This is a genomic window from Algoriphagus sp. Y33, from assembly GCF_014838715.1.
Lineage (GTDB): Bacteria > Bacteroidota > Bacteroidia > Cytophagales > Cyclobacteriaceae > Algoriphagus.
Map to the genome: position 1 here is coordinate 4829330 of NZ_CP061947.1, position 22149 is coordinate 4851478.

The 22149-nt window shown below is 41.6% G+C and carries 19 protein-coding genes; 12 read left to right on the top strand and 7 right to left on the bottom strand.

The features are described 5' to 3' along the window. Positions 1 to 40 precede the first annotated feature (40 nt). The 5 genes from pdhA to ID165_RS19635 all read left to right on the top strand — a co-directional run bounded on the left by pdhA (position 41) and on the right by ID165_RS19635 (position 4391). Entirely contained in the window at positions 41 to 1060 is a 1020-nt protein-coding gene (gene pdhA / locus ID165_RS19615) for a pyruvate dehydrogenase (acetyl-transferring) E1 component subunit alpha (RefSeq protein ID WP_192347122.1), read from the top strand. Between the two features lie 115 nt (positions 1061 to 1175). Further along, the gene (locus ID165_RS19620) at positions 1176 to 1889 is read left to right on the top strand and encodes a tetratricopeptide repeat protein (protein ID WP_192347123.1); all 714 of its coding nucleotides are present in this window, start codon (positions 1176 to 1178) and stop codon (positions 1887 to 1889) included. A 166-nt stretch (positions 1890 to 2055) separates the two neighbouring features. After that, on the top strand, positions 2056 to 2532 hold the full coding sequence (ribH, locus tag ID165_RS19625; RefSeq protein WP_192347124.1) for a 6,7-dimethyl-8-ribityllumazine synthase: 477 nt from the start codon (positions 2056 to 2058) through the stop codon (positions 2530 to 2532). A gap of 35 nt (positions 2533 to 2567) precedes the next feature. Beyond that, positions 2568 to 3887: an aspartate kinase gene (locus tag ID165_RS19630; RefSeq protein ID WP_192347125.1), complete on the top strand. Its 1320-nt coding sequence runs from the start codon at positions 2568 to 2570 to the stop codon at positions 3885 to 3887. Positions 3888 to 4064: 177 nt separating this feature from the next. Further along, a complete protein-coding gene (locus ID165_RS19635) occupies positions 4065 to 4391 on the top strand; it encodes a DUF6787 family protein (protein WP_192347126.1) in 327 nt (108 codons plus the stop codon). A gap of 1 nt (position 4392) precedes the next feature. Here ID165_RS19635 and ID165_RS19640 read toward each other — a convergent pair whose 3' ends face one another. Then, positions 4393 to 5691, bottom strand: coding sequence for a hypothetical protein (locus ID165_RS19640; protein WP_192347127.1), 1299 nt, complete (start codon positions 5689 to 5691; stop codon positions 4393 to 4395). Between the two features lie 164 nt (positions 5692 to 5855). On the opposite strand from ID165_RS19640, the gene ID165_RS19645 reads away from it, so the two are divergent. Continuing rightward, on the top strand, positions 5856 to 7247 hold the full coding sequence (locus tag ID165_RS19645; protein WP_192347128.1) for a hypothetical protein: 1392 nt from the start codon (positions 5856 to 5858) through the stop codon (positions 7245 to 7247). Between the two features lie 338 nt (positions 7248 to 7585). Beyond that, positions 7586 to 8209: a family 16 glycoside hydrolase gene (locus ID165_RS19650; RefSeq protein WP_192347129.1), complete on the top strand. Its 624-nt coding sequence runs from the start codon at positions 7586 to 7588 to the stop codon at positions 8207 to 8209. 2 nt (positions 8210 to 8211) lie between these two features. Here the strand turns inward: ID165_RS19650 and recG are convergent, their stop codons facing one another. Beyond that, positions 8212 to 10305 carry an ATP-dependent DNA helicase RecG gene (gene recG / locus ID165_RS19655; protein ID WP_192347130.1) on the bottom strand — a complete coding sequence of 698 codons (2094 nt, stop codon included), beginning with the start codon at positions 10303 to 10305 and terminating at the stop codon, positions 8212 to 8214. Positions 10306 to 10390: 85 nt separating this feature from the next. Then, a complete protein-coding gene (locus ID165_RS19660) occupies positions 10391 to 11455 on the bottom strand; it encodes a phosphotransferase enzyme family protein (protein WP_192347131.1) in 1065 nt (354 codons plus the stop codon). A gap of 462 nt (positions 11456 to 11917) precedes the next feature. Here ID165_RS19660 and ID165_RS19665 point away from each other — a divergent pair, with 462 nt between their 5' ends. Next, on the top strand, positions 11918 to 13693 hold the full coding sequence (locus tag ID165_RS19665) for a sodium:solute symporter family protein (RefSeq protein ID WP_192347132.1): 1776 nt from the start codon (positions 11918 to 11920) through the stop codon (positions 13691 to 13693). Here ID165_RS19665 and ID165_RS19670 read toward each other — a convergent pair. Further along, positions 13690 to 14262, bottom strand: a complete 573-nt coding sequence (locus ID165_RS19670; RefSeq protein WP_192347133.1) for a gliding motility lipoprotein GldD — start codon at positions 14260 to 14262, stop codon at positions 13690 to 13692. The two genes, ID165_RS19665 and ID165_RS19670, sit on opposite strands and share 4 nt — an antisense overlap. A 76-nt stretch (positions 14263 to 14338) precedes the next feature. On the opposite strand from ID165_RS19670, the gene ID165_RS19675 reads away from it, so the two are divergent. Further along, on the top strand, positions 14339 to 14869 hold the full coding sequence (locus tag ID165_RS19675) for a DinB family protein (RefSeq protein ID WP_192347134.1): 531 nt from the start codon (positions 14339 to 14341) through the stop codon (positions 14867 to 14869). Positions 14870 to 14933: 64 nt separating this feature from the next. Here ID165_RS19675 and ID165_RS19680 read toward each other — a convergent pair whose 3' ends face one another. The 3 genes from ID165_RS19680 to ID165_RS19690 all read right to left on the bottom strand — a co-directional run bounded on the left by ID165_RS19680 (position 14934) and on the right by ID165_RS19690 (position 18858). Further along, entirely contained in the window at positions 14934 to 15536 is a 603-nt protein-coding gene (locus tag ID165_RS19680; protein WP_192347135.1) for a nitroreductase, read from the bottom strand. A 126-nt stretch (positions 15537 to 15662) separates the two neighbouring features. Then, a complete protein-coding gene (locus tag ID165_RS19685; RefSeq protein WP_192347136.1) occupies positions 15663 to 16382 on the bottom strand; it encodes a DNA alkylation repair protein in 720 nt (239 codons plus the stop codon). Between the two features lie 28 nt (positions 16383 to 16410). Next, positions 16411 to 18858, bottom strand: a complete 2448-nt coding sequence (locus ID165_RS19690; protein WP_192347137.1) for a TonB-dependent receptor domain-containing protein — start codon at positions 18856 to 18858, stop codon at positions 16411 to 16413. A gap of 451 nt (positions 18859 to 19309) precedes the next feature. On the opposite strand from ID165_RS19690, the gene ID165_RS19695 reads away from it, so the two are divergent. The 3 genes from ID165_RS19695 (at position 19310) to ID165_RS19705 (ending at position 22142) form a co-directional block, all read left to right on the top strand. Continuing rightward, positions 19310 to 21127 carry a sensor histidine kinase gene (locus ID165_RS19695; RefSeq protein ID WP_192347138.1) on the top strand — a complete coding sequence of 606 codons (1818 nt, stop codon included), beginning with the start codon at positions 19310 to 19312 and terminating at the stop codon, positions 21125 to 21127. Continuing rightward, the gene (locus tag ID165_RS19700) at positions 21120 to 21755 is read left to right on the top strand and encodes a response regulator transcription factor (RefSeq protein WP_192347139.1); all 636 of its coding nucleotides are present in this window, start codon (positions 21120 to 21122) and stop codon (positions 21753 to 21755) included. Before ID165_RS19695 ends, ID165_RS19700 begins: the two co-directional genes overlap by 8 nt. Positions 21756 to 21866: 111 nt before the next feature. Further along, a complete protein-coding gene (locus tag ID165_RS19705; protein ID WP_192347140.1) occupies positions 21867 to 22142 on the top strand; it encodes a hypothetical protein in 276 nt (91 codons plus the stop codon). The last annotated feature ends 7 nt before the right edge of the window (positions 22143 to 22149 follow it).

Here is a 22149-nt window from a genome sequence, read left to right on the forward strand (position 1 = left end):
TATTTGGAACCTAAAATTAGCATATTTTCATCATTACGATATGGCAAAGAAAACTGCAGCAACTAAGTCCAAAGTAAAATATTCGAAGGAAACTTACACCTTCTGGTACGAGAGCATGCTCTTAATGAGGAGGTTTGAAGAAAAAGCGGGACAACTTTACGGTCAACAAAAAATCAGAGGATTCTGTCATTTATATATAGGTCAGGAAGCTTGTGCTTCAGGTGCAATTTCTGCTTTGACCAAAGATGACAAGTGGATTACAGCTTACCGATGTCACGCACACCCACTTGGCCTGGGCACTGATCCGGGAGCTGTCATGGCAGAGCTTTTCGGCAAAGCCACAGGTACTACCAAAGGAAAAGGTGGTTCTATGCATATTTTTGACAAAGAGAAGAACTTCATGGGGGGGCATGGAATCGTAGGGGCACAAATTCCTATGGGTCTTGGAATGGGCTTCGCAGAGAAATATAAAGGCACTAAAAACCTAGCAATTTGCTATATGGGAGATGGTGCTGTACGTCAAGGGGCTTTTCATGAAGCATTAAACTTGGCCATGCTTTACAAAACTCCGGTGATTTTCGTAATTGAAAACAATGGCTACGCTATGGGAACGCCTGTCAGGAGATCATCCAACGTGGAAGATCTTTCTACATTGGGCGAGTCTTATGACATGCCTTCTTTTGCCGTAGACGGAATGAGTGTAGAGGCTGTACACGAAGCAGTAGCGGAAGCGGCTGATAGAGCAAGAAGAGGCGATGGTCCAACTTTGCTTGAGATGAGAACATACCGATACAAAGGCCATTCGATGTCCGATCCTCAGAAATACAGAACTAAGGAGGAGGTAGAAGAGTACAAGCAGCGCGATCCTGTGGAGCAGGTACTTGCTACGATCAAGGAAAATAATATCCTTAGCGAAGAAGAAATCGAAGAAATCATCAAAGGGGTAAAACAAAAAGTGACCGACGCAGTGAAATTTGCCGAAGAATCCCCTTGGCCTGATGGGCAGGATGCCTTCAAGGATGTTTACATCCAAGAAGACTATCCTTTTGTAATGGAATAAATCAACATAATCCTAACGTCTTAAAAGCCATGAAGACAGAAAGCTTTCATGGCTTTTTTATTGGGCTTTGAGGAAATTATAAAAACCGTATATTTGCGGCTGAAATTTGAGTAGCATGGCAACGAAACAAACTAAAAAAGTACACCCGGAACATCACAATGATATTTTGGAAGATCCTTCCGAGATAGCATCAAGACTAGGCAGAGGTGAGGCTTTTTTAAAGCAGAATAGCAAGGTACTGGCTGGCGTATTAATCGCGGCGGTGGTTTTGATAGGAGGAATCTTATTTTTCCAAATCAACACACAGAATCAAAATGAGAAAGCACAGAAGGAAATGTTCCAAGCTGTTTATTTCTACGAGCAGGACAGTGTGCAGTTAGCATTGAACGGTGATGGCATCAATGCCGGGTTTCTAACCATAGTGGATAACTATCCGCGTACGGATGCTGCCAATCTTGCCCATTTCTACATTGGCTCTATTTACCTTTCTGAGAGAAAATACGAAGAAGCATTAAAAGAATTGGAGCAATTCTCAGCTGATGATTTTCTGGTACAGGCAAAGGCCTATTCACTTATCGGTGATGCCCACATGGAACTTGGTAACACCGACAAAGCCATTTCCAACTACAAAAAAGCGGCTGAGTACGATGAAAACAAGTTTTTCACGCCTAAATATTTGAACAAATTGGCTATTGCATACGAAGCAGCAGGTAAAAACGCTGAAGCAATCGCAGCTTACGGACAGATCGAGGACAAGTATTTCGAGTCATTCGAATTTGCTAATGCACGAAAACATAAAGCTCGCTTAGAAGGTCTTGCCTCTAAGTAATGCTTCTTGAACAGCATACTAAGAAGAGTAAGACCCTATGGTCTTACTCTTTTTTTGTTTAATCAGTTCTACTTTCCCAGAATACGATAATCCAACGGTTCCAAAATCCAGGTTCTTGGTTCTTGATTCTTGATTCTTAAATCTTAAACTCTAAAAGCTTCTCCATATGGCAACTTCCCTTAAAAGCCTAAGTTCCCACTCCTCCAAAAACATTCAGGACATCAGCAAAAAAACGTTTGGAATCATCGTCTCCGAATGGAATGAGGATGTGACCGAAGCACTCTATTCCGGTGCCTACCAGACATTGTTGGAAAATGGCGCAAAAAAAGAAAATATAATCCGTAAAAATGTTCCGGGGTCGTTTGAACTCACGCTGGCAGCTCAATGGCTAGCCCAGGAAGAAAGCATAGATGCGGTAATCTGTCTAGGCTGTGTAATTCAAGGTGAAACTAAACACTTTGACTTTATCTGCGACGCGGTAGCTCATGGCATCACCAACGTAGCTCTGAAATATAACAAGCCTGTGATTTTCGGAGTATTGACTCCAAATACCCAGCAACAAGCTATGGATCGTGCAGGGGGAAAGCATGGCAACAAAGGCGACGAAGCAGCAATCACCGCTGTCAAAATGCTTGGGTTCTAACAGCAAAAACCTATTAACCTATAAATAAAATCCTTATGAAGATCATGAAATTTGGAGGCACCTCTGTGGGCCGTCCAGAACGCATGCACCAGGTAAAAGACCTGATCACCCGTGGTGATGAATCAAAAATCGTAGTTCTCTCTGCTCTTTCAGGTACCACCAATTCCTTGGTGAGCATCGGTGAGGCTTTGGCAGCGGCAGATAAAGTTCTTGCGAAATCCCGAATAGATGAACTTCATGCGCATTACAATGACTTTTATCCCAAGCTTGTCACTACTGAAACAGCTAGAGAAAAAGCTCAGGAAATTATTAAAGAGCATTTTGAGTTTCTGAATATCCTGCTGAAAATATCCTTCAATGAAGCGATCAACCGTGATATTCTAGCTCAGGGAGAATTGCTTTCTACCAAGCTTTTTCACACCCTCTTGGAGGAACTGGAGATTCCTGCTGTATTCTTGTCCGCACTGGATTTCATGAGTATTGATGAAAATGCCGAACCGGAATTGCAAAAAATCTCAGACCGGTTGAAGTCAATTCTCGCCCAGCATCCCGATGATACTATTTTCATCACTCAAGGGTTTATTTGCAAAAATCACCTAAATGAAGTGGATAACTTAAAACGTGGTGGAAGCGATTATACTGCCTCATTGGTAGCAGCGGCAATCCAAGCTACTGCCTGTGAGATCTGGACAGACATCGACGGCATGCACAACAATGATCCTAGAATAGTCGACAAAACCCGCCCCATCGCAGAGATGTCATTTGACGAGGCGGCAGAGCTCGCCTACTTCGGGGCCAAAATTCTCCACCCTGCGTCGATCTGGCCAGCCCAGCAATTCAACGTGCCCGTGAAACTGCTCAACACCATGCAACCGGAAGCCCACGGCACGCTGATCAAAGCAAAAGTAGATTCTGTGGGAGTAAAAGCAATCGCCGCTAAAGACGGAATCACAGCTATCAAAATCAAATCCAGCCGCATGCTGTTGGCATACGGTTTCTTGAGAAAGGTCTTTGAGATCTTCGAGAAATATAAAACACCCATTGACATGATTACCACTTCTGAAGTGGCGGTTTCTGTCACTATTGACGATTTGAGTCATTTGGAGCATATTCTGGAAGAACTAGGCACATTCTGCAGTGTGGAAGTAGACCGGGATCAGACCATCATCTGTATCGTGGGAAATATGGTTTCGGAAAGCAAAGGTGCAATCCAATCCGTCATCGATTCTCTGATAGAATATCCTGTACGGATGGTTTCATTTGGCGGTAGCCGCCACAATGTGTCTGTCTTGGTGGATTCCAAATTCAAAAAGGAGGCATTACAAAGCCTCAATAAGGATTTGTTTATTTGGTAAAAACAAGGATGGGTCAGAAGTATTTCGTCATTGCGATCCGCCACAGGCGGAGAAGCAATCTTAGCAAATTCCATTTAAATCAACTTTGGGATCGCTTCGTTTCACTCGCGATGACGTTTTCTTTGACTTTTGAGACACCCTCATTTTATTTAGACTGATTCTTATTACTTTTGGAGGATGTCAGCGAAAAACGATAAGCCGGGCTTTCTTCAACGCCTACAAACCAAGTGGAAATTAGAAAGCCTGCTCCAAGTCATTTTGGTTTTGGTCGTTTTTGCCTGTACGGGTTTCACTATACTTTTTATCAAAAACCCAATCCTGGATTTTTTCGGGGTTGAGAAAGGCGGCTTTGTCAACACACTTTTATACCTCTTGTTGGTGTTGCCGCTGTACCAGATTTTTTTGCTGATCTACGGCTTTATTTTCGGCCAGTTTAACTTCTTCTGGGAAAAGGAAAAGCAGATTTTCAGAAGGATTGGGGGATTGTTTTCTAAAAAGAAATAATCTAAAACTCTTCCTTAAGGATTACCTTCTGGTTTTTATCGAAAAGTCTTAGAAAATCAATTTCACCTATACCTTCAAAAAAGTAGGCAACACCAACTATATCCCCCGCATCTTCAGAAAATGATTTTTGTAAAACCAATTTATCAGCCATGTGAACTTTCACTTCCTTATTTATTACAGAAACTTGCATTTCAGCCCATTCTGAAGAATCCACACCAAAACCTGACAAGTCAGCCTTTTTCCCCTCTATACTTTCCCCTGCCAAAAACACACCAATCTCAGAGGAGCATCCCGGAATCGAAACCGGGATCATTAAGGCACTATTCTGACAAATAATTACCAACTGGGAAAACTGACAGGTTCCACTACCCTCCGAATAGGTATTCCTAAAACGCGTTTCCAAAGAAAAAGAATCACTGGATAGCCCCCCAAAATCCTCCACATAATAAAACCGGGAAATTGGCAATTCCGGTTGTAAACTGACGTTCTTGCTCAGAAGATCGCTTTCAGAAAGAGCTAATTTGCCATTTTTGATAACTACCTCTTTTTTGAAATAAATGGGGACTGGATCTTTTTCGACAAGTGAAAGCCATCCATCTGTGGCTATTAAAAGGTCATGTTCCTGCATCACTTCTTCTCCCATGATCAGTTTTGCCCTAAAATAGCCCGGATAATAATAGACGGAAGTAGCTTGATCTTGATTTTTGTCGATTTTAAACCTCTTGCTTGTGTCCCAGGATTGCTGAATAAAAAGAGAATCTGTGGACGCACTTGAAACATCAAACTCAAATACTACCGAATTAGGAACCCCGGAAGTGACAGGCTGGCTACTAAAAGTAAATGTTGCCGGATCCACTGCCTGTTCAGGTTTCTTATCCAAAAAGTCCCATCCGACTAGGATCACTGTAATCAAAGCAGCAACAACTAATAAGGCGGAAATTTGCTTTGAAAGCCACTTCAACATCCCCTTTTTATGCAACGGTGCATCTTCCGGCTTCCCGGGTTCAGGGATTTCTATTTCATCCTCCTCGTGAATTGAGTCATTAAAAGCTCTAAAGCTATCAAATCCAACAAATTTAGCCAATGCGTTTAAGGTGGTAATCTGGGGTTCGCTCTCATATTTCACCTTTCCCCAAAGTCTCCTTAGGGTACTTGTGCTCAGGTTTACTCCTGTTTTGGAAAAAATCTTCTCACTCAATAATTCGAAATCACTATTTTTCCAATGCTGGCTGTCACCCCAACCTAGATTTTCTTCAATCAGTGCTAAGCATTTTTTTAAACTGGATGGATCAATTGGCATTTGCTCTTTTCAATTTCTACAAAGAAAGATAACAGTTTGCTTTTTTGTCAACAGAAAAAAGTTCGTGAAAAGCCTTGAACAGCTTTTGAACAGCCTTTGAGCCTTGGTTCAATGAGTGTGCTCTTAAATTGGCAACCATATTCTCGCTCCCTAAACCAACAAAAATGAAAAAACTAATTCTACATAGCGCTGTACTTTTCCTTTTTTTCAATGCGTATAGTCAATCAATTCCGCTTAATCCCGAAAGTTGGAATTTCAAGCCGAATTCTGTTGAATTCAAAACTGAGAATGGGGTTGAAAAAATGCTTATTTCTCCTTCGTCAGGAAAAGTAATTGCCAAGAACATTGAGTTTAGCAATGGGACTATCGAGTTTGATTCATTTGCCACCAAGGCACTCTCTTTTTTCTTCAGAATGAAAGATAAGGATGAAAATGAGTATTTCTACCTAAGAACTGCTAGGGCCGGAGATTCCACCGCCATGGATGCTATTCAGTATGCCCCCTACATAGATGGCGTATTAATGTGGAATATTTATCCTCAATTTCAATCAAATGCCAATTTTAGTCTGGAGGGAAAGAACCATTTCAAGTTTGTAGTCTCAGGTTCCAGAATGGAAATCTATATCAACAGTGAAACTCCAACTTTAGAAGTGGATCATCTGGAGGGAAATTTTGAGACAGGACTATTAGGCTTTGAGGGAGATACCGAAATCTCAAACTTGTCTATTGACACCGCTACTGTCACTGGATTAACTCCAAAATCCGGAATAGACCCAACAACCAATAATCCAAGGTACATCCGGAAGTGGGCGATTAGTGAACCCATCCAAGTACCGGGAAAAATTGATTTTGATTACGGATTTCTACCCAGTCCGGCTACTAAATGGGAAGTGATCAGTACGGAGCGGAGAGGCTTGGTAAATATCATACGCCAATTTGGAAATACAGAAGGAAACAGGCTTGTCTGGCTCAAAGTAAGAGTCGACTCGGAAACAGATCAAGAAAAGCGGGTTGACTTCGGCTTTTTGACAGGAGTTTGGGTTTTCCTCAATGGTCAAATTACTTATTTGGACAAGAATCTGGAAGGAAGACTGATGGCAAAAAATCCAGACGGTCGGATCTCTGTCGAGAATACCTCTTTTCAACTGTCTTTAAAAAAAGGCTCTAACGAGTTGTTGATTGGTATTGCAAATCAATATTGGGGATCGGGTGCAATTGCCAGAATGGAAAATCTGGAAGGTATTACCATCTCTCCTGACCCTAGTTTCGACCATCGTATAGTCCAACTGTCAGCTGAGCGTTTGCAACTATTTGAAGGAAAATACCTCACAAATGATGGAATCGAACTTACCATCGCCAGCGATACTTACTCCTTAATTTTTAAAAGTCAGAATTATATAAACGCAACTGCCTATCCAAAATCTGACAGTCTTTTTTTTGTGAGAGATTTCGATGCTGAATTTCAGTTTCTCTTTGATAGCAATAAGGTAGTATCAGGGTTGGAGATTATTTTCAATGGAGAAAAATTTGCGACTTTGAAAAAGAAAAAGGATTAACTCCGAATTCTAATGATAAATAACTGGAAAATAATTTTAAGATAAATAGAGCATAATTCTAAATGGCCTATCCTGGGATGATTATCCATCAGGTGAGATTCTCCCGAAGGTCGAGACAGGTTATGCCCTTTGAAAAACAAATTAATAAACACATGAAATCGAGCATGTCGAGAGCGACACATACTGGGATGATTATAAGCCATGCAAGATTCCATATGGCGACTGAAAAAAAATATAATCATATGAAATCAAGCATCACTCAAGCTTTACACAAGAGGATATTTAAAAACTCAGTAAACTCACTCGATTATTTCGCTAAAAACTAAAAATACAACCACATGAAAAACACCATAATTTCTTTTGTATTAGTGACGCTAGCTCAAGTTGCATTTGCACAAGAGTTTACACCAAACCTACACGATGTCAATCTCTGGTATGTCCAGAATAGAGCCGCATCAAAAACAACGACCAACGGCATAAAACTGAATGCTCAGGAAGGAGATGGAATGATGGTCTTAAAAAACTTTGATTTTGAAAATGGAAGTATAGAGCTTGATGTCAAAGGGGAAGATAAACAGGGTGCAAGTTTTGTAGGCTTGGCTTTCAATATCCAAAGTGAGTATGAGTATGAAACACTTTACTTTAGACCTTTTAATTTTCAAAACGAAGCACGAAAGGCCCATGCTGTCCAGTATACTTATAATCCTGATTATACATGGGATGTGCTTCGGGAAAAATTCCCGGGTAAATACGAAAACTCTCTTGAACCTGCTCTGAATCCAAATGACTGGTTTCATGTACGTATCACTAAGCTCAACGGTAAGATCAGCGTTTACGTAAACAACCAGCCCGACCCTTGTTTGGTAGTGTCAAGCCTCTCTAAAAATAATCATGGGATGATTGGACTTTGGGTAGGACATTTGTCGAAGGGAGAATTTAAAAATCTTAAAATCACGTTATAATTTCAAGAAATTCTACTCCAATTCACCGCACTCTTCTTCTGCTGCTTTACTTGTCGAAGCACAGGTGCATTTTCGGGCTGAGCCAATTCAGGATCTACAGCCAATAGTTGCTGCGCAGCATCTCTGGCCAAAGTCAATATCGGTGCATCCTTGCTCAGATCCGCAATCAGCAAATCGGTGATTCCGCTTTGCTGGGTTCCCATCAAATCCCCGGGGCCGCGTAATCTCAAATCCACATCGGCGATCTCAAAACCATCATTCGTCCGAACCATGGTTTCCAGTCTGACCCGGGAATCTTTAGAAAGCTCATATTTGCTCATCAGTATGCAATAACTCTGCTCAGCACCTCTACCTACTCTTCCCCGAAGCTGATGTAATTGGGACAACCCAAAACGCTCTGCGTTCTCAATGATCATTACCGAAGCATTGGGTACGTTCACACCCACCTCAATCACCGTGGTCGCCACCATGATTTTCGTCTCACCTTTCACGAAACGCTGCATTTCGTACTCCTTAGCGTCTGCCTTCATACTGCCATTTACTATGCTGATCGGATAGTTTGGAAATGCTCGGGAAATACTTTCGTAGCCATCCATGACATTTTTCAAATCCATTTTTTCGGATTCCTCGATCAGAGGATAGACGATGTAAACTTGCCTACCCTTTTTGATTTCCTCATTGATAAAGCCAAAAACCTTCAGTCGGTCTTTGTCATAGCGATGCACGGTCTGAATCGGCTTTCTACCTGCAGGCATTTCATCGATTACCGACACATCCAAGTCTCCGTATAGCGTCATCGCCAGCGTCCGTGGAATAGGTGTAGCCGTCATGACCAGCACATGGGGGATAAATTCTTCATTCTTTGCCCAAAGTTTGGCCCGCTGAGCCACGCCAAAACGGTGCTGCTCATCCACGATGGCCAGTGCTAAGTTTTGAAACTGTACTATATCTTCCAAAAGCGCATGCGTGCCGATCAGAATCTTGAGTTCACCGGAAAGCAACTCTTCGTGAATTACTTTACGGGCCGATTTCTTGGTTGATCCTGTCAGCAAGGCAATTTTCAACCCCATCATATCAGCAAATTCTTTCAACCCTGAATAATGCTGCGTAGCCAAAATCTCAGTAGGCGCCATCAGGCAAGCCTGTGCACCGGAACTGATCGCTATCAATGTGCAGATAAATGCCACCATGGTTTTGCCACTTCCCACATCGCCCTGGATCAGGCGGTTCATCTGTTTACCAGACTTCAAATCCCCATAAGCCTCCCGAATTACCCGCTTCTGGGCATTGGTGAGTTCGAAGGGAATATGATTGGTATAAAATTCCGTCAGCAATTCGGTATTATTCAATACCTGCCCGCGGTACTTCTCTGTTCTAGCTACTTTTAGCATGAGCAGACGAAGCTGTAAATAGAAAAACTCTTCAAACTTCAAACGCTTTCTAGCACGCTGCAGAAGAGTGGGCTCTGTGGGAAAATGAATCTGCCGTATCGCTTCCTTTTTTCCTATCAGCTGATATTGCTCCAAAATCCCGCCAGACATGGTCTCTTGGATGTGCGGAAAACACACCTGAACCAATTGTTCCATGATTTTGGAAATCCCCTTGGAATCTAAAAATCTTGCTCTTAGCTTTTCAGTAGTGGAATAAATAGGTTGAAAATTGTTTCTTTTTTCATTGGCTGTAGTCAAGGGCTCCATTTCAGGATGTGCTATACTCCACTTTCTGCCAAACTGGGCAGGTTTTCCCAAGAAAACATACGCTGCACCCCCCACGATATTTTTTTGCACCCACGCGATTCCCTTGAACCAAGTCATTTCCATCTCTCCAGTTTCATCAGCCACATGGGCAACCAGACGTTTTTTATTGCCCATTCCCACCAATTCTACCTTTCGGATTTTGGCAATCACCTGCACAGATTCCATATCCGAGTGAAGCTCCCTGATCTTAAAAAATTTTGTGCGGTCTTCATAGCGAAACGGATAATGCTGTAGCAATTCCCCGAAGGTGAAAATATTCAACTCCTTGTTGATCAGAGCGGCACGCTGAGGACCTACTCCTTTGAGAAATTCTATCTTGGTATCAAAAAAACCGGACAAGGAAATTTGTTTTTTGGGATAAGACAAATTAAACCCACTTAGCGCAATTGCCAATAAAAATGACTGGAATTGTCTGAAATCAATTTTAAGATTGGGTGATCGACTTCCAGATTTTCTCCAATTCAGCCTTATTTGCCTGAAGGCTTTGAAGCAAAATCATCTGGTTTTTTGCTCTGTGAAAATTCTGCCCGGGATAATTCACTTTGTAGTAAATATTGCCCTGCAAATGATCTGTCAAAAACCGAAGTCCCATAATACAAGTCATCACTTCTCCCGCCAAGAGCAGGGACATTGTTTCTTCCTCTGAGCACAGGGATTTTACTCCTTCCCAATAGCCTTTAAGCAGTTGTTCGAATACAGGGATTTCAACTTTTATAGCATCCCAATTTCCGCTGATCTCTGACTCAGAGCATGCAATGGTACGCACCATATCTCCGAAATCATACATCAGATATCCACTCATCAGCGTATCCAAATCCACCAAGGCCTCGACTTTCTGAAGATCATGGGAAAAAATCAGATTGTTGATTTTGGTATCATTATGCGTCAATCGGTTCGGTAAGACTTCCTGATAATCTTTATATTCAGCAATCAGCTCATGCTGTCCTAAGTAGAAAGCCAATAGTCCCTGCTCTTCGGCAGATAGATTTCCTCGTTCACTTGCGACTTCCTTAAGCTTTGCAAAGCGTAGATCCAGCCGGTGAAAATCCGGAATACATTCCTGCAGTTGCTTTGTATCCACCACTTTTCCCCATTCTGCAAACATCCCGTAAGCCTTTGCCGCCAAATAGGCCTGATCTAAGGAGGTTATTTCTTGGATGGTTTGTCCGGATATGAATTTAAACAAGCGGAATAACTTTCCATTCCATCCTGTAATTAGTTTTTCATCTGAATTTAGTAAGGGCAGAGGCAACTGGAAAGGCAATAGCTTTTCGTCAAGCTGTGTCTTTACCAATCGCTGATTGGTAGAAATCCGTTCCGGAAATTGGAAAACTGCATTGTTAAACTCCTGTAAGATGTATTTTGAATCCCCCGATTCGACCAGGTAAGTACCGTGAATGAGGCCTGCCCCAAAAGGATGAAATGTAAAATCTTCAAAAGAATTGAAAGAATATGCAGCAAGAATACCGGCTATGTTTTCTTTTACCATACTCCAAAGCTATAGGATAGCTTACAAATCAGAATTATCAGCACAAAAAAAATCTTCCTATTGATCATCCTTAAAATAATTCAATCTTCGCCCATCATTCAACTAATCCAGTAAAACTGCCATTAATGCCGGTATCAAAGCAATTCAATCCATCATCCTAACTCGCCGAAGTTTTAAGAATACAGGGGAGATCGGGCTTTGATCCTCTGGCTATTCATCTAAAATGACTGATATCAGCAAAAAGTAAATGCTGAATCCACCGTGAAACCGATCCATTTAGCCAAAAGGCTGATCTTTTTATTCCTTTTTATTTTGGATTTGATCAAATTAGGCAAAAATCTGAGTAAACTTCTGCATCAGACTTTTTCCATTTGACAGAAAATAAATACATTAGCGAAATTTATTATTTAAGTAGAAGGTATTTTATAAAAAAAATTAAAGAATATATTAATCCCGTATATTATGAATGTAACCTCTATTGATTGGGCGATCATTGCCGCTTTCTTTGTTATTTCCCTATTGATAGGAATTTATACATCGAAAAAAGCCGGATCTTCTGCCAAGGAATTTTTCCTTTCGGGTAGGAATATGCCATGGTGGTTACTGGGTGTATCTATGGTGGCGACTACCTTCTCTGCCGATACTCCAAACCTAGTGACGGACATCGTGAGGAAAAACGGTGTCGCCGGCAACTGGGCATGGTGGGCGTTTTTGCTTACAGGCATGCTGACCGTATTTGTCTATGCCAAACTATGGAGAAGGTCTGAGGTTACCACTGATTTGGAATTCTATGAATTAAGATACTCAGGCAAGGGAGCCGCCTTCTTAAGGGCATTCCGGGCACTTTACCTTGGTGTATTCTTTAATGTGGTGATTATGGCGACAGTTTCGCTCGCAGCCATCAAAATCGGCGGGGTAATGCTGGGACTGAGCCCTATTCAGACGTTACTGATTGCTTCTATTGTCACCGTGGTCTATAGCTCATTAGGTGGTTTGAAAGGCGTTTTATTGACTGACTTCTTTCAGTTTTTTATTGCGATGATCGGCTCGTTTGGGGCTGCATATTACATCTTAGATTTGCCTGAGATCGGAAGTTTGAATAATCTCCTGACGCACGAGAATGTGGCGGGAAAGCTGGACTTTCTCCCTGATTTCTCTGATCCCAATGCTTACATCCCGCTTTTCCTGATGCCTATCGCTATACAGTGGTGGGCCACTTGGTATCCGGGTGCGGAGCCTGGAGGTGGAGGATACATAGCCCAGCGAATGCTTTCTGCAAAAGATGAAAAGAATGCCATCGGCGCAACCTTATTTTTCAACATCGCACATTATGCTATGCGTCCATGGCCATGGATCCTGATTGCACTTTCGTCCCTGATTATTTTCCCTAATATTTCGGATTTGCAAACTGCATTTCCAAACATCCCCGTGGATAAGCTGGGAGATGATTTGGCATACTCGGCCATGCTGACCTATCTACCGACAGGATTGATTGGTATAGTACTAGCCTCGTTGATAGCGGCGGTGATGTCTACGCTTTCTACGCATCTAAACTGGGGATCATCTTATATAGTAAATGATTTCTACCTGAGATTTCTGAAGCCGGAAGCTTCAGACAAAGAACTGGTAGCAATGGGAAGAATCTCCACGGTGGTCTTGATGATCCTATCCGCAATCTTGGCACTGGCGCTTTCCAGTGCCTTGGATGCCTTCAACATCCTCCTGCAAATCGGTGCCGGAACAGGTCTGATTTTTATTCTAAGATGGTTCTGGTGGAGAATCAACGCCTATACTGAAATTTCCGCCATGGCAATTTCATTTGTAGTGGCCATTTTCTTCGAAGTGATCAATCCGAAGGTAAACTGGATCATGATTCCCGAAAACCAAGCATACCTGAAGCTAATCTATAGTGTCAGCATCACTACGATTGGTTGGTTAATCGTTACGTTCATGACTGCTCCGGAAAAGGATGAAGTATTGCTTTCTTTCTACAGAAAAGTAACTCCTGCCGCTTTTGGTTGGAAAAAAGTACTCGATAGATACCCTGCCGAAAAGCAGGTAATCGGCCAACTGCCAAAGGAAATCGGCCTGATGATGATCGGGTCTGTAATGGTGTATTCGGCTTTATTCTCCACAGGATTCTTCATCTATGGAAATATGATGGCAGGATTTATTGCGGGCGCCATCGCCCTGATCGGAGGAATAATTATTATACGCTCTTGGAAAAAGCTGAGTTAGTCAACAAATTTTACTGAATTCATCAAGTGGGCCATGTCCTCCTTGATGAATTCTATTACAGGAGAAAGAGAATCATTTTTCATTGCGGTATTGAAATACAGGGCCCCTCGGAGAAAATTCTCAGTAGAATCGGTCACAAAGAACTGAAACTGTGTCGGTACTTCTCCGGTAAGTTCTGCAACCACTCCTGTATATCCTTCGGGAGTTAATAGCACAGCTTCCTCTATTCCATATGCTTTGACCTGATGCTGTGCCGTTAACTTAAAGGCATCATTGGACAATTTTTTAAAATCCACCTTATCTCCGATCCGCTTATAAGTCAAATGTACTTTTGCCCCAAAATTAGCATAGTTCAAATTGACCCAAGCATCTTCTTCTATATTAAAAGAATCCACTTCCACTCTCGAATAACTGGAATAGTCTAATTGATACGGATAGCCCTCTGCCAGCCTCTCAAAAGAATGAACAGGTAAATCAATACGATTATACCCAGGAGGCTTGGGCAAATAAGTCTGATCGCATCCTACTAATCCAACTAGCAACAGACCAATCCATAGATGTTTCCTCATGGTTTAAAATTAGGTAAAGAGTTTGATTTGGCCGGAGAATAATTGAAATTTAACCAAATAACCAATCTCTATACAAATGAAAAAATCACTACAATTACTTGCCGGTGTCTTCATGGCCGCCATTTTTATGATTGCTGCTACGGCCGCTTCTGCCCAGACCACAAAAGACGAGTTTCTTGGCAAATGGGTCAACAGCAAACAGTTTACACTTGATGTTTTGGATAAAATGCCTGATTCTGGCATGGATTATAAGACTGATCCCGGAGCCATGTCCTTTAAAGAACAGATTCATCATATTGGAAATGCCATCGTGGGAATTTCCCAAGGATTCCTAAAAGGCGGGGATCCGGGCTTTACCATCGATTTGGCTACTGCCTCCAGAGCAGACTTGGCAGATTATGTCTCTAAATGCTACGATTACGGGACTTCTGCGATGAAAGCCCTTTCGGAGGCTGATGGAGCAGAAACAATCGAAGTTTTCGGAAACAATGTCACCAGACGGCAGGTAATGGCCCTGCTCATGGATCACAGTACTCATCATAGAGGATCAGCTATTGCCTACTTACGTGTGCAAGGAGTAGAGCCTCCTGCATTTGTAGGTTTTTAACCTGTTAAAGCACCTATAAAAAACCGGCTATGAAATTAATTCATTGCCGGTTTTTTTTCAGAAATTATTCCCTTATCCAAGCTACTTTTTCATCCATACTTTCCCGTTTTCCTTCGGGCCAGCTGTCTGTTGCCGGTTTGGCTACATAGAAAAATCCCATTAGCGTATCCTCACCTTCCAGGCCAAAATCTTCTCTGGCTTCCTGCCAGAAGGTAGGGCCGCCGGTTCCCCAATATGCCGCCAATCCATGGGCAGAAGCAGTGAGATACATGTTCTGGACAGCCATAGAAACAGCAGCTATCTCCTCCATCAGAGGAATTCCCTGAGAGCGTTTCATCAGTATAGCGATCACATGAGAAGCTTTTAGCGGTTGCTGCTTGAATTTCTCATAGGTAGGTTCCAAAAATGGAGTGCCGTTCTTTTCTGCACGAAGCTTATACATGTCAGCCTGATAATCCGCAAACTTCTTCAAACCATCACCGGTATAGACTATAAATCTCCATGGCTGGGTCATTTTGTGTGTCGGTGCCCAGCGTGCATTTTCCAGCATTTCTTCGATAATAGAATCATCTACCGGATCATTTTCTTTGAACTGTGCCGCAAACATGGATCTGCGTCCACGGATAATTTTGTTTACTTCTTCGATATTGAAATCGGGTTTTTGCATAACTAGGGTAACGTTTAATTCTGGGGTTGAATGAGATTAAGTAATATTAATCAACAAAAGTTTCCTTGATCACGGATTTACATTTTCGTACTTCTGACTGGGTCAATTTATCAAACACTAAAATACTTACTCAAATGATCCGTCAAGGAATAGCCTTCTCAAGCTTGGATCAAATTTCTCAATAGCGTACCGCAAAGCCGTTCGGGGCATTATAGCATAGTGCTTTCTCAAAAAGGCCATTTCTACTTCAAAATCCTGATTTCCTATCTCCCTTAGCATCCAACCAACAGCCTTATGGATCAGATCATGAGGGTGATTGATTAGTTTCTCAGCAAGTCCCAAAGCATCCTCGAAAAAGCCCCTTTTGATCCAATAGTATGAGCTGATCATGGCTATCCGCTGTCTCCAGAGGTGACCTGAATCCGCCAAGGCAAAAAAAAGCGCCTTCTCCTTCTCCAGATAATAATGTCCTAAAATATGATGACAAGAGCTGTCAACTAGATCCCAGTTGTTCACACAGTCGAGATTTTTCAGGTAGAAATCAACTAGCAGTTTGCGTTCTGCTTCGTTTGTTAGCTTTTGATAACGGTAAACAAGAATGAACAAGGCAGTAAGCCTTACTTCGTGATAGTTGTTATGCAAAAGTTCTTCGATCTCACCTAAGCTGATTTCCTTATATACCGCTTTAGCTATTTTTCTTTGCACTGGCACGGTTACACCCAGGAATTGATCCCCTTCGCCATACTCTCCCTGCCCTGACTTGAAGAATCGGGGAAAGTATTCAGCTTTTCCTGGAATTACATTATCTGTAAGTGATGCTACGATCTGCTCCGTCAGTAAACTCATGGATAAAGGTAAATAACTCTACCTTTTATTAAAAGTCATCACCTCCACCAAAATCATCTCCGCCTTCTCTGTGGCTTCTATTACTTCCGTTTTTTTCTTTAAATCCCCCAAAACGGTATGTGAATGCAAGAGTTCCTATTCGGGTTTCCCTCTGGAAAACCCGCTTTTCGTCAAATCGTGGATTGTTGGTCGTGATTCTGAAATTCCGGGTATTGAAGATGTCGCTTACATTGGCCGATATGGTTGCTTTACCATTAAATAGGTCTTTCCGCAACCCTACATTCACACTATACTGAGGCTCTATTTGTCCTTGCGGTAAGACAATAGGGCCTCTGTAATTCCCCTGGACCTGTACGTTAAACCATTTGGGGATCAGCCAATTTGCCAGTAGGTTTAGCGTCCAACTGAAGTTCTCATTGCTAAATTCCTCCTCTATATTCTCTGCATTGACCTTGGAATAGAAAAGATTTCCGGTCAATGTCGCATCAAGATTATTAAAGACTTGGACCTGGTTGATCAACTCAAAACCTGTACTGGATCTGGTATCTGCATTTTGACGGCTTTGGATTGCCACATTATCATCTGTCAGAATTGTAATTCTGGTTTCCACATCCGTACTGTAGCGGTGATAAACGGTCGCATTGAGAAGGTACCTCTCCCAGCCTTTCATGTAGCCTACTTCATAGCTGTCTGTAAACTCCGGTTGCAAATACGGATTACCAATACTGAAATTGTACTGATCCCTTAATCTATAGAGAGGTGCCAAACCCCAGATACCTGGTCTAGAAATCCTTCGTGTATAGTTAAGTGTAAGCTCATTCTCTTCAGCTATAGAATAACTCAAAAAAGCACTTGGGAACACATTAAAATAGTTATTTGGGATGCTTTCCTGATCTCGGACAGTCTCTCCCAGAGTCTCTGTATACTCCCCTCTCAGACCGAGCTGATAGCCAAATTTGCCCATGGTATTTCTATATGTAAAATAGGCAGCATAAACTTTCTCATTGAAGTCATATCCATCGCTCAGCGAATCTACTACAGCAGGCACGAAATCCGTAAACTCATCCCCCTGAGCGAACTCCTGACTCCGCTGCCAATTACCGATTGTGGCTTTGAGCCCAGTTTCGACGGATGCTCCATTTTGAAAAGGTTTTTCATAATCCATCTGAGCTACATAGAGCGTGCTCGTCCTAGGTCTATCGTTTCTTTGAATAAAACGCTTGGTCAGATCAGAATTCCCATCGGCATCGAAATATGCCTGATCTGAAAAATCCATCTGGTCTCTGTCATCATAAGCGTAAGAAAGTGAAGTGTAAAGCTTCTGTCCGAGACTGTCGATGTTCCATGTATAATTTATCCCACCTTCATAATTTCCACTGTTACTAAACTCATCATTAATCCTGACAGAACTCGAATCCAATGAGCCGTTCTGGCTTAAGTTACGCTGTCTTATATCAGAAAATTCTACTTCATCGTCGAAATTCCCCTGAAAATAAACACCCAACAATCCTCTGTCAGAAATATTATAATCCACACCCGCTCTGATTAAATGGGTTTGTTCTACTTCATGCCCATCCTGAATCTGCTCAAGCCGGGGAGAAAATCCTTCGAGGTAATTGTTTCTAGCACTTTCACCATTTTCCAATTGACGGCGATCCTGCCAATTGTAGGAGGCATAGAAATTCGCTTTTTCGATCCCATAATTAAGATTGATGCCTGCTTGATATTTCTCCCTAGTTCCTATAGAGGCATTCACCTGGCCGTTGAAGCCCGTTTTTTCATTTTTTTTCAACACAATATTGATAATCCCACCGACTCCGGTAGCATCATAACGCGAAGATGGATTAGTGATCAATTCCACTGACTTGATACTATTTGCGGGAAATTGAGACAAAATACTCTCCGTGTCATCGCCCGAAAGATTAGATGGCCGTCCATTGATGTAAATCAAAATATTTCCACTTCCCCTCATCGTGATTCCCCCCTCATCATCTACCTGAATGGACGGCAATGTGCTCAACAATTGCGAAGCCGTTTGACCTTCTGCCACAATACTATTTTCGACATTATAAGTACGCTTATCAATATCGGATTCAAACATCGATGTCACTCCCTCCACTACCACTTCGTCAAGATTTTGCGCATCTTCCACCAAGGTGATCGTACCTAAATTGACCGAGTTCTTATTTGCAGTTAATGTAATCCTCTCATAGAATTCCACATAGCCTATAAAACCTACTCTCAAAATATAAGCTCCGGCAGGTGCCGGAAACTCAAAACTGCCATCCAAATCACTCATTCCTCCCGTGACGACTGTAGAATCTGACGATGAAAGCAATGCAACATTTGCAAACTCAAGAGCTATTTCGCGATTTCCATCCATCACTTTTCCCCTTAAACGTACATCCTGAGCTAAGGAATCTAGAGATAAAATTGTGAAAAATAAAAGAGTGGTAATTAGCGAAATCTTGTTCATACTATTAGGTTGGAGCGGGTTATGTAAATGAGGCGACTCTCACCAAATATTCTGATAAACAACTACATATCAATCAATTAATAAGACCCCTCTCTACTACAACCTTAAAAATCAGTATAGGGTTTTAATTTTTTTATAAAACTTGTTCGATGGGGAGATGTCAGGATGGTGAGAAATTTAACTGTTCAAACGGTATTACTTTTCCGCCTACATGTCAGCATCTATATCCGAAGAGAAATAAATGATCTGCCAATCGGCGATATACTTATCTTTAAAAATGATTCGAATACCCCTCTCATTCTGCTGCATACTAGCCACATGTGTAGCAGGTATAAGTTCCCTCGCCCAAACCACTCAAAGCGATGTTCACTCAAGCACTCTTGGTGAACTAAACGTTCTACTAGACAGTGTAGAACCAAGTGATTCTATCGCGGGAATCTATATGATAAAGATGATTAATATCAGTGAGAAAGAAAGTAAATATGACTATATGGCTGACCTTGCCATTCGTCTTAGCAACCTTCCCTCTCCTTCAGTCCAAGACCCGGTATTAAAAAAGAAAGTGCTCAAAAAGGTAATTGCACATGAAGATCAGATAAGCACATCGGAGGACAGAGGAAATCTTCACCTAAAATTGGCCGGCATATATTTCAGTGTCGAACAATTTGACTCGGCTATTTACGAATACGGTGAAGCCATCGACAGATTCACTGAGATGGATTCTATTTTCATCGCAGACTCTTTCTTCTTCAGAGGTCAGGCAAAGGACTATAAAGGAGAGCTACTGGGCGGCATGGGGGATTACCAAACTGCCCGAGATATCTATACGGCACTTGGGGATAATGAATACGTGCACCATGTGGATGCCGGAATGGCCATTTTGTATAGCAAATTTGCCATATATGGCGAAGCGGAAAAAATCAGGAATTCCTTAATCTCTACCTATTCAAAAAGTGATGCCCCGTCTAATGTTGCGATTCAGTTCTATAATCAGTCTGAAGACTATGAGCGACAGGGAAGGGCTGAAAATCAGCTAGAGTACCTACTCAAAGCTGACTCTCTGACTCCATTTGATCCCCGGGATTTCTATATAGAAAGTATGATTAAACTCTCTCTCAGCAATTATTTTGGAGAGAATGGAAACCCGGAAAAACAGTCGGAATATTTTATACAAGCTCAAGAAATGATTCCCCAAGTACCCGGAATTGCTACTACCAACCCTATCTATCTTAACGCAAAAGCACGCTTAGAATATTCTCAAAACCATTTTTCTACTGCAAATCAACTAGCTAAAGAATCTTTTATTGCTGCCAAAGAATCTAAAAATATGGATCATTTGATCAAAGCTTACCGTCTACTTGGCGAAACATACGATGCTATGGGGCAGTCTTCCGAAGCTTATCAAACCAGGCTGGCATTGACACATTATACCGACTCCATTTTCGCAGTGAATCAGGCGACTACTTTTGCTTACTATCAAACGCTTTACGAAACAGAAAGAAAAGAGAAAGAAATCCTGACGAAAATGCAGGAGATCGAATCAATCAAGCAAAATAACAAAGCAAGATTTACAGTTTTTGCTATCATCTCTTTTATTCTGATCAGTTCAGCTGTATTGTTTTTCCTCTGGAAGAATCTTCAGCATGAGAAGAAGAAAAAAGAAATGCAATCAAGATTTTCGCAGGAGCTCCTGAAAAATCAGGAAACCGAGCGGATCCGAATCTCCAAAGATCTTCACGATGGATTAGGCCAAAGTTTACTTTTGATCAAGAACAAAATAGCCTTATCCAAAGACAATACTACAGGAGAGCTATTAGATACAGCTATCGGTGAACTGCGGTCAATCGCCAGATCGCTTCACCCCATGCAATTGGAAAAACTCGGACTCAGTAAAGCCGTCGAACATTTACTAGATCAGATAGACCGTGAGACAGAAATATTTGTGTCCTCTGAGATTGAGGAAATGAAGGGTGCTCTGAAAAAAGAAGAGGAATTACACCTCTATCGAATATTACAGGAATCTATCAATAATGTCCTAAAGCACTCAGAGGCTAGTGCATTGCGGGTTTTCTTTCAAAGAATTGACAAGGGAGTAGAATTGAAAATCGAAGACAATGGAAAAGGGTTTGATTTTTCCGAAAAATTGAATGACTTTCAAAGTCTCGGACTAAAAACGCTTAAAGAGCGGATTGCCGCAATTCATGGAACTATGAAAGTGAGCAGTGAAAAAGGAGTTGGAACCAGTTTAAGTTTTATAGTTTATGCCTGAACAAAAACCCACAGTAGTGATTGCCGATGATCATCCAATCTTGCTGAAGGGCTTGCATGATTTCCTGTTCGAAATTGGACTAGAGGTAGTTGGCACCGCCAATGAGGGACAAGAAGCTATTAATCAAATAATCAAACTCAGTCCTCAACTTGCTATTCTGGATATGGAGATGCCCAATAAAACAGGGCTCGAAATAGCCTCATATTGCAAGAGATTAGAACTCGACACCAAAGTCATTTTACTCACACTTCATAAGGAACTTTACCTCTATCACCAGGCTAAGGAATTGAATCTATCAGGTTACATTCTAAAAGAATTCGCGCTGGACGACCTTTCCAAAGCCGTCTCTATTATTTTGGATGGCGGACAATTTTTCAGCGAAAAAATTTTTGAAGGAATTAAGGAAAATAAATTCCAATCGGACGCCCCCCCCTTGACCCCGTCAGAAGCAAAAATACTCAGATTAATAGCCAAAGGACTCTCCACTAAAGATATAGCCGAAAAACTATTCATCTCTGAAAGGACAGTCGACAAGCACAGAAGCAATATGATTGTAAAGCTACATCTGGAAAAAAAGCACAATTCATTGTTAGTATGGGCTCAAAAGAACCGCCACATTATAAATTAACAGTATTTCCTCTAGTATCAGAGCAAAATATAAGTATTTATACGTATTGAGCACCCCTGTATTATTGTATAGGTTTGATTAAATATTTCAGAGTAATCAATTTTCTACGAAATGAAAATATCAAGCCTTCAGGGAGATTTTAAAGTAATCCAGACTCTTAGAAATAAGGATGAGCTGCTTGTATTAGGCTCGTGGAAAGATCTCGTAAGGATTTTTGACAGCAGCAGGGCTTTTTTGATTGACAAAAGCAACTCACTGTTTGGTATATACCTATGCAAACAAGAATGTGCCGAATTTCTTAACAAACTAATTCACGATATTGATTACAATGAATGGGAAGATTTCAGAGTGGAGAAGTCCATTCTTCAAAATCAAATCCAAGCGTAAAGGGTGA

What these genes read in the sequence shown, in the direction of transcription:
- pdhA (WP_192347122.1), top strand. Translation starts at nt 41, where the DNA reads ATGGCAAAGAAAACTGCAGCAACTAAGTCCAAAGTAAAATATTCGAAG.
- ID165_RS19620 (WP_192347123.1), top strand. Translation starts at nt 1,176, where the DNA reads ATGGCAACGAAACAAACTAAAAAAGTACACCCGGAACATCACAATGAT.
- ribH (WP_192347124.1), top strand. Translation starts at nt 2,056, where the DNA reads ATGGCAACTTCCCTTAAAAGCCTAAGTTCCCACTCCTCCAAAAACATT.
- ID165_RS19630 (WP_192347125.1), top strand. Translation starts at nt 2,568, where the DNA reads ATGAAGATCATGAAATTTGGAGGCACCTCTGTGGGCCGTCCAGAACGC.
- ID165_RS19635 (WP_192347126.1), top strand. Translation starts at nt 4,065, where the DNA reads ATGTCAGCGAAAAACGATAAGCCGGGCTTTCTTCAACGCCTACAAACC.
- ID165_RS19640 (WP_192347127.1), bottom strand. Translation starts at nt 5,691, where the DNA reads ATGCCAATTGATCCATCCAGTTTAAAAAAATGCTTAGCACTGATTGAA.
- ID165_RS19645 (WP_192347128.1), top strand. Translation starts at nt 5,856, where the DNA reads ATGAAAAAACTAATTCTACATAGCGCTGTACTTTTCCTTTTTTTCAAT.
- ID165_RS19650 (WP_192347129.1), top strand. Translation starts at nt 7,586, where the DNA reads ATGAAAAACACCATAATTTCTTTTGTATTAGTGACGCTAGCTCAAGTT.
- ID165_RS19660 (WP_192347131.1), bottom strand. Translation starts at nt 11,455, where the DNA reads ATGGTAAAAGAAAACATAGCCGGTATTCTTGCTGCATATTCTTTCAAT.
- ID165_RS19665 (WP_192347132.1), top strand. Translation starts at nt 11,918, where the DNA reads ATGAATGTAACCTCTATTGATTGGGCGATCATTGCCGCTTTCTTTGTT.
- ID165_RS19670 (WP_192347133.1), bottom strand. Translation starts at nt 14,262, where the DNA reads ATGAGGAAACATCTATGGATTGGTCTGTTGCTAGTTGGATTAGTAGGA.
- ID165_RS19675 (WP_192347134.1), top strand. Translation starts at nt 14,339, where the DNA reads ATGAAAAAATCACTACAATTACTTGCCGGTGTCTTCATGGCCGCCATT.
- ID165_RS19680 (WP_192347135.1), bottom strand. Translation starts at nt 15,536, where the DNA reads ATGCAAAAACCCGATTTCAATATCGAAGAAGTAAACAAAATTATCCGT.
- ID165_RS19685 (WP_192347136.1), bottom strand. Translation starts at nt 16,382, where the DNA reads ATGAGTTTACTGACGGAGCAGATCGTAGCATCACTTACAGATAATGTA.
- ID165_RS19690 (WP_192347137.1), bottom strand. Translation starts at nt 18,858, where the DNA reads ATGAACAAGATTTCGCTAATTACCACTCTTTTATTTTTCACAATTTTA.
- ID165_RS19695 (WP_192347138.1), top strand. Translation starts at nt 19,310, where the DNA reads ATGATTAATATCAGTGAGAAAGAAAGTAAATATGACTATATGGCTGAC.
- ID165_RS19700 (WP_192347139.1), top strand. Translation starts at nt 21,120, where the DNA reads ATGCCTGAACAAAAACCCACAGTAGTGATTGCCGATGATCATCCAATC.
- ID165_RS19705 (WP_192347140.1), top strand. Translation starts at nt 21,867, where the DNA reads ATGAAAATATCAAGCCTTCAGGGAGATTTTAAAGTAATCCAGACTCTT.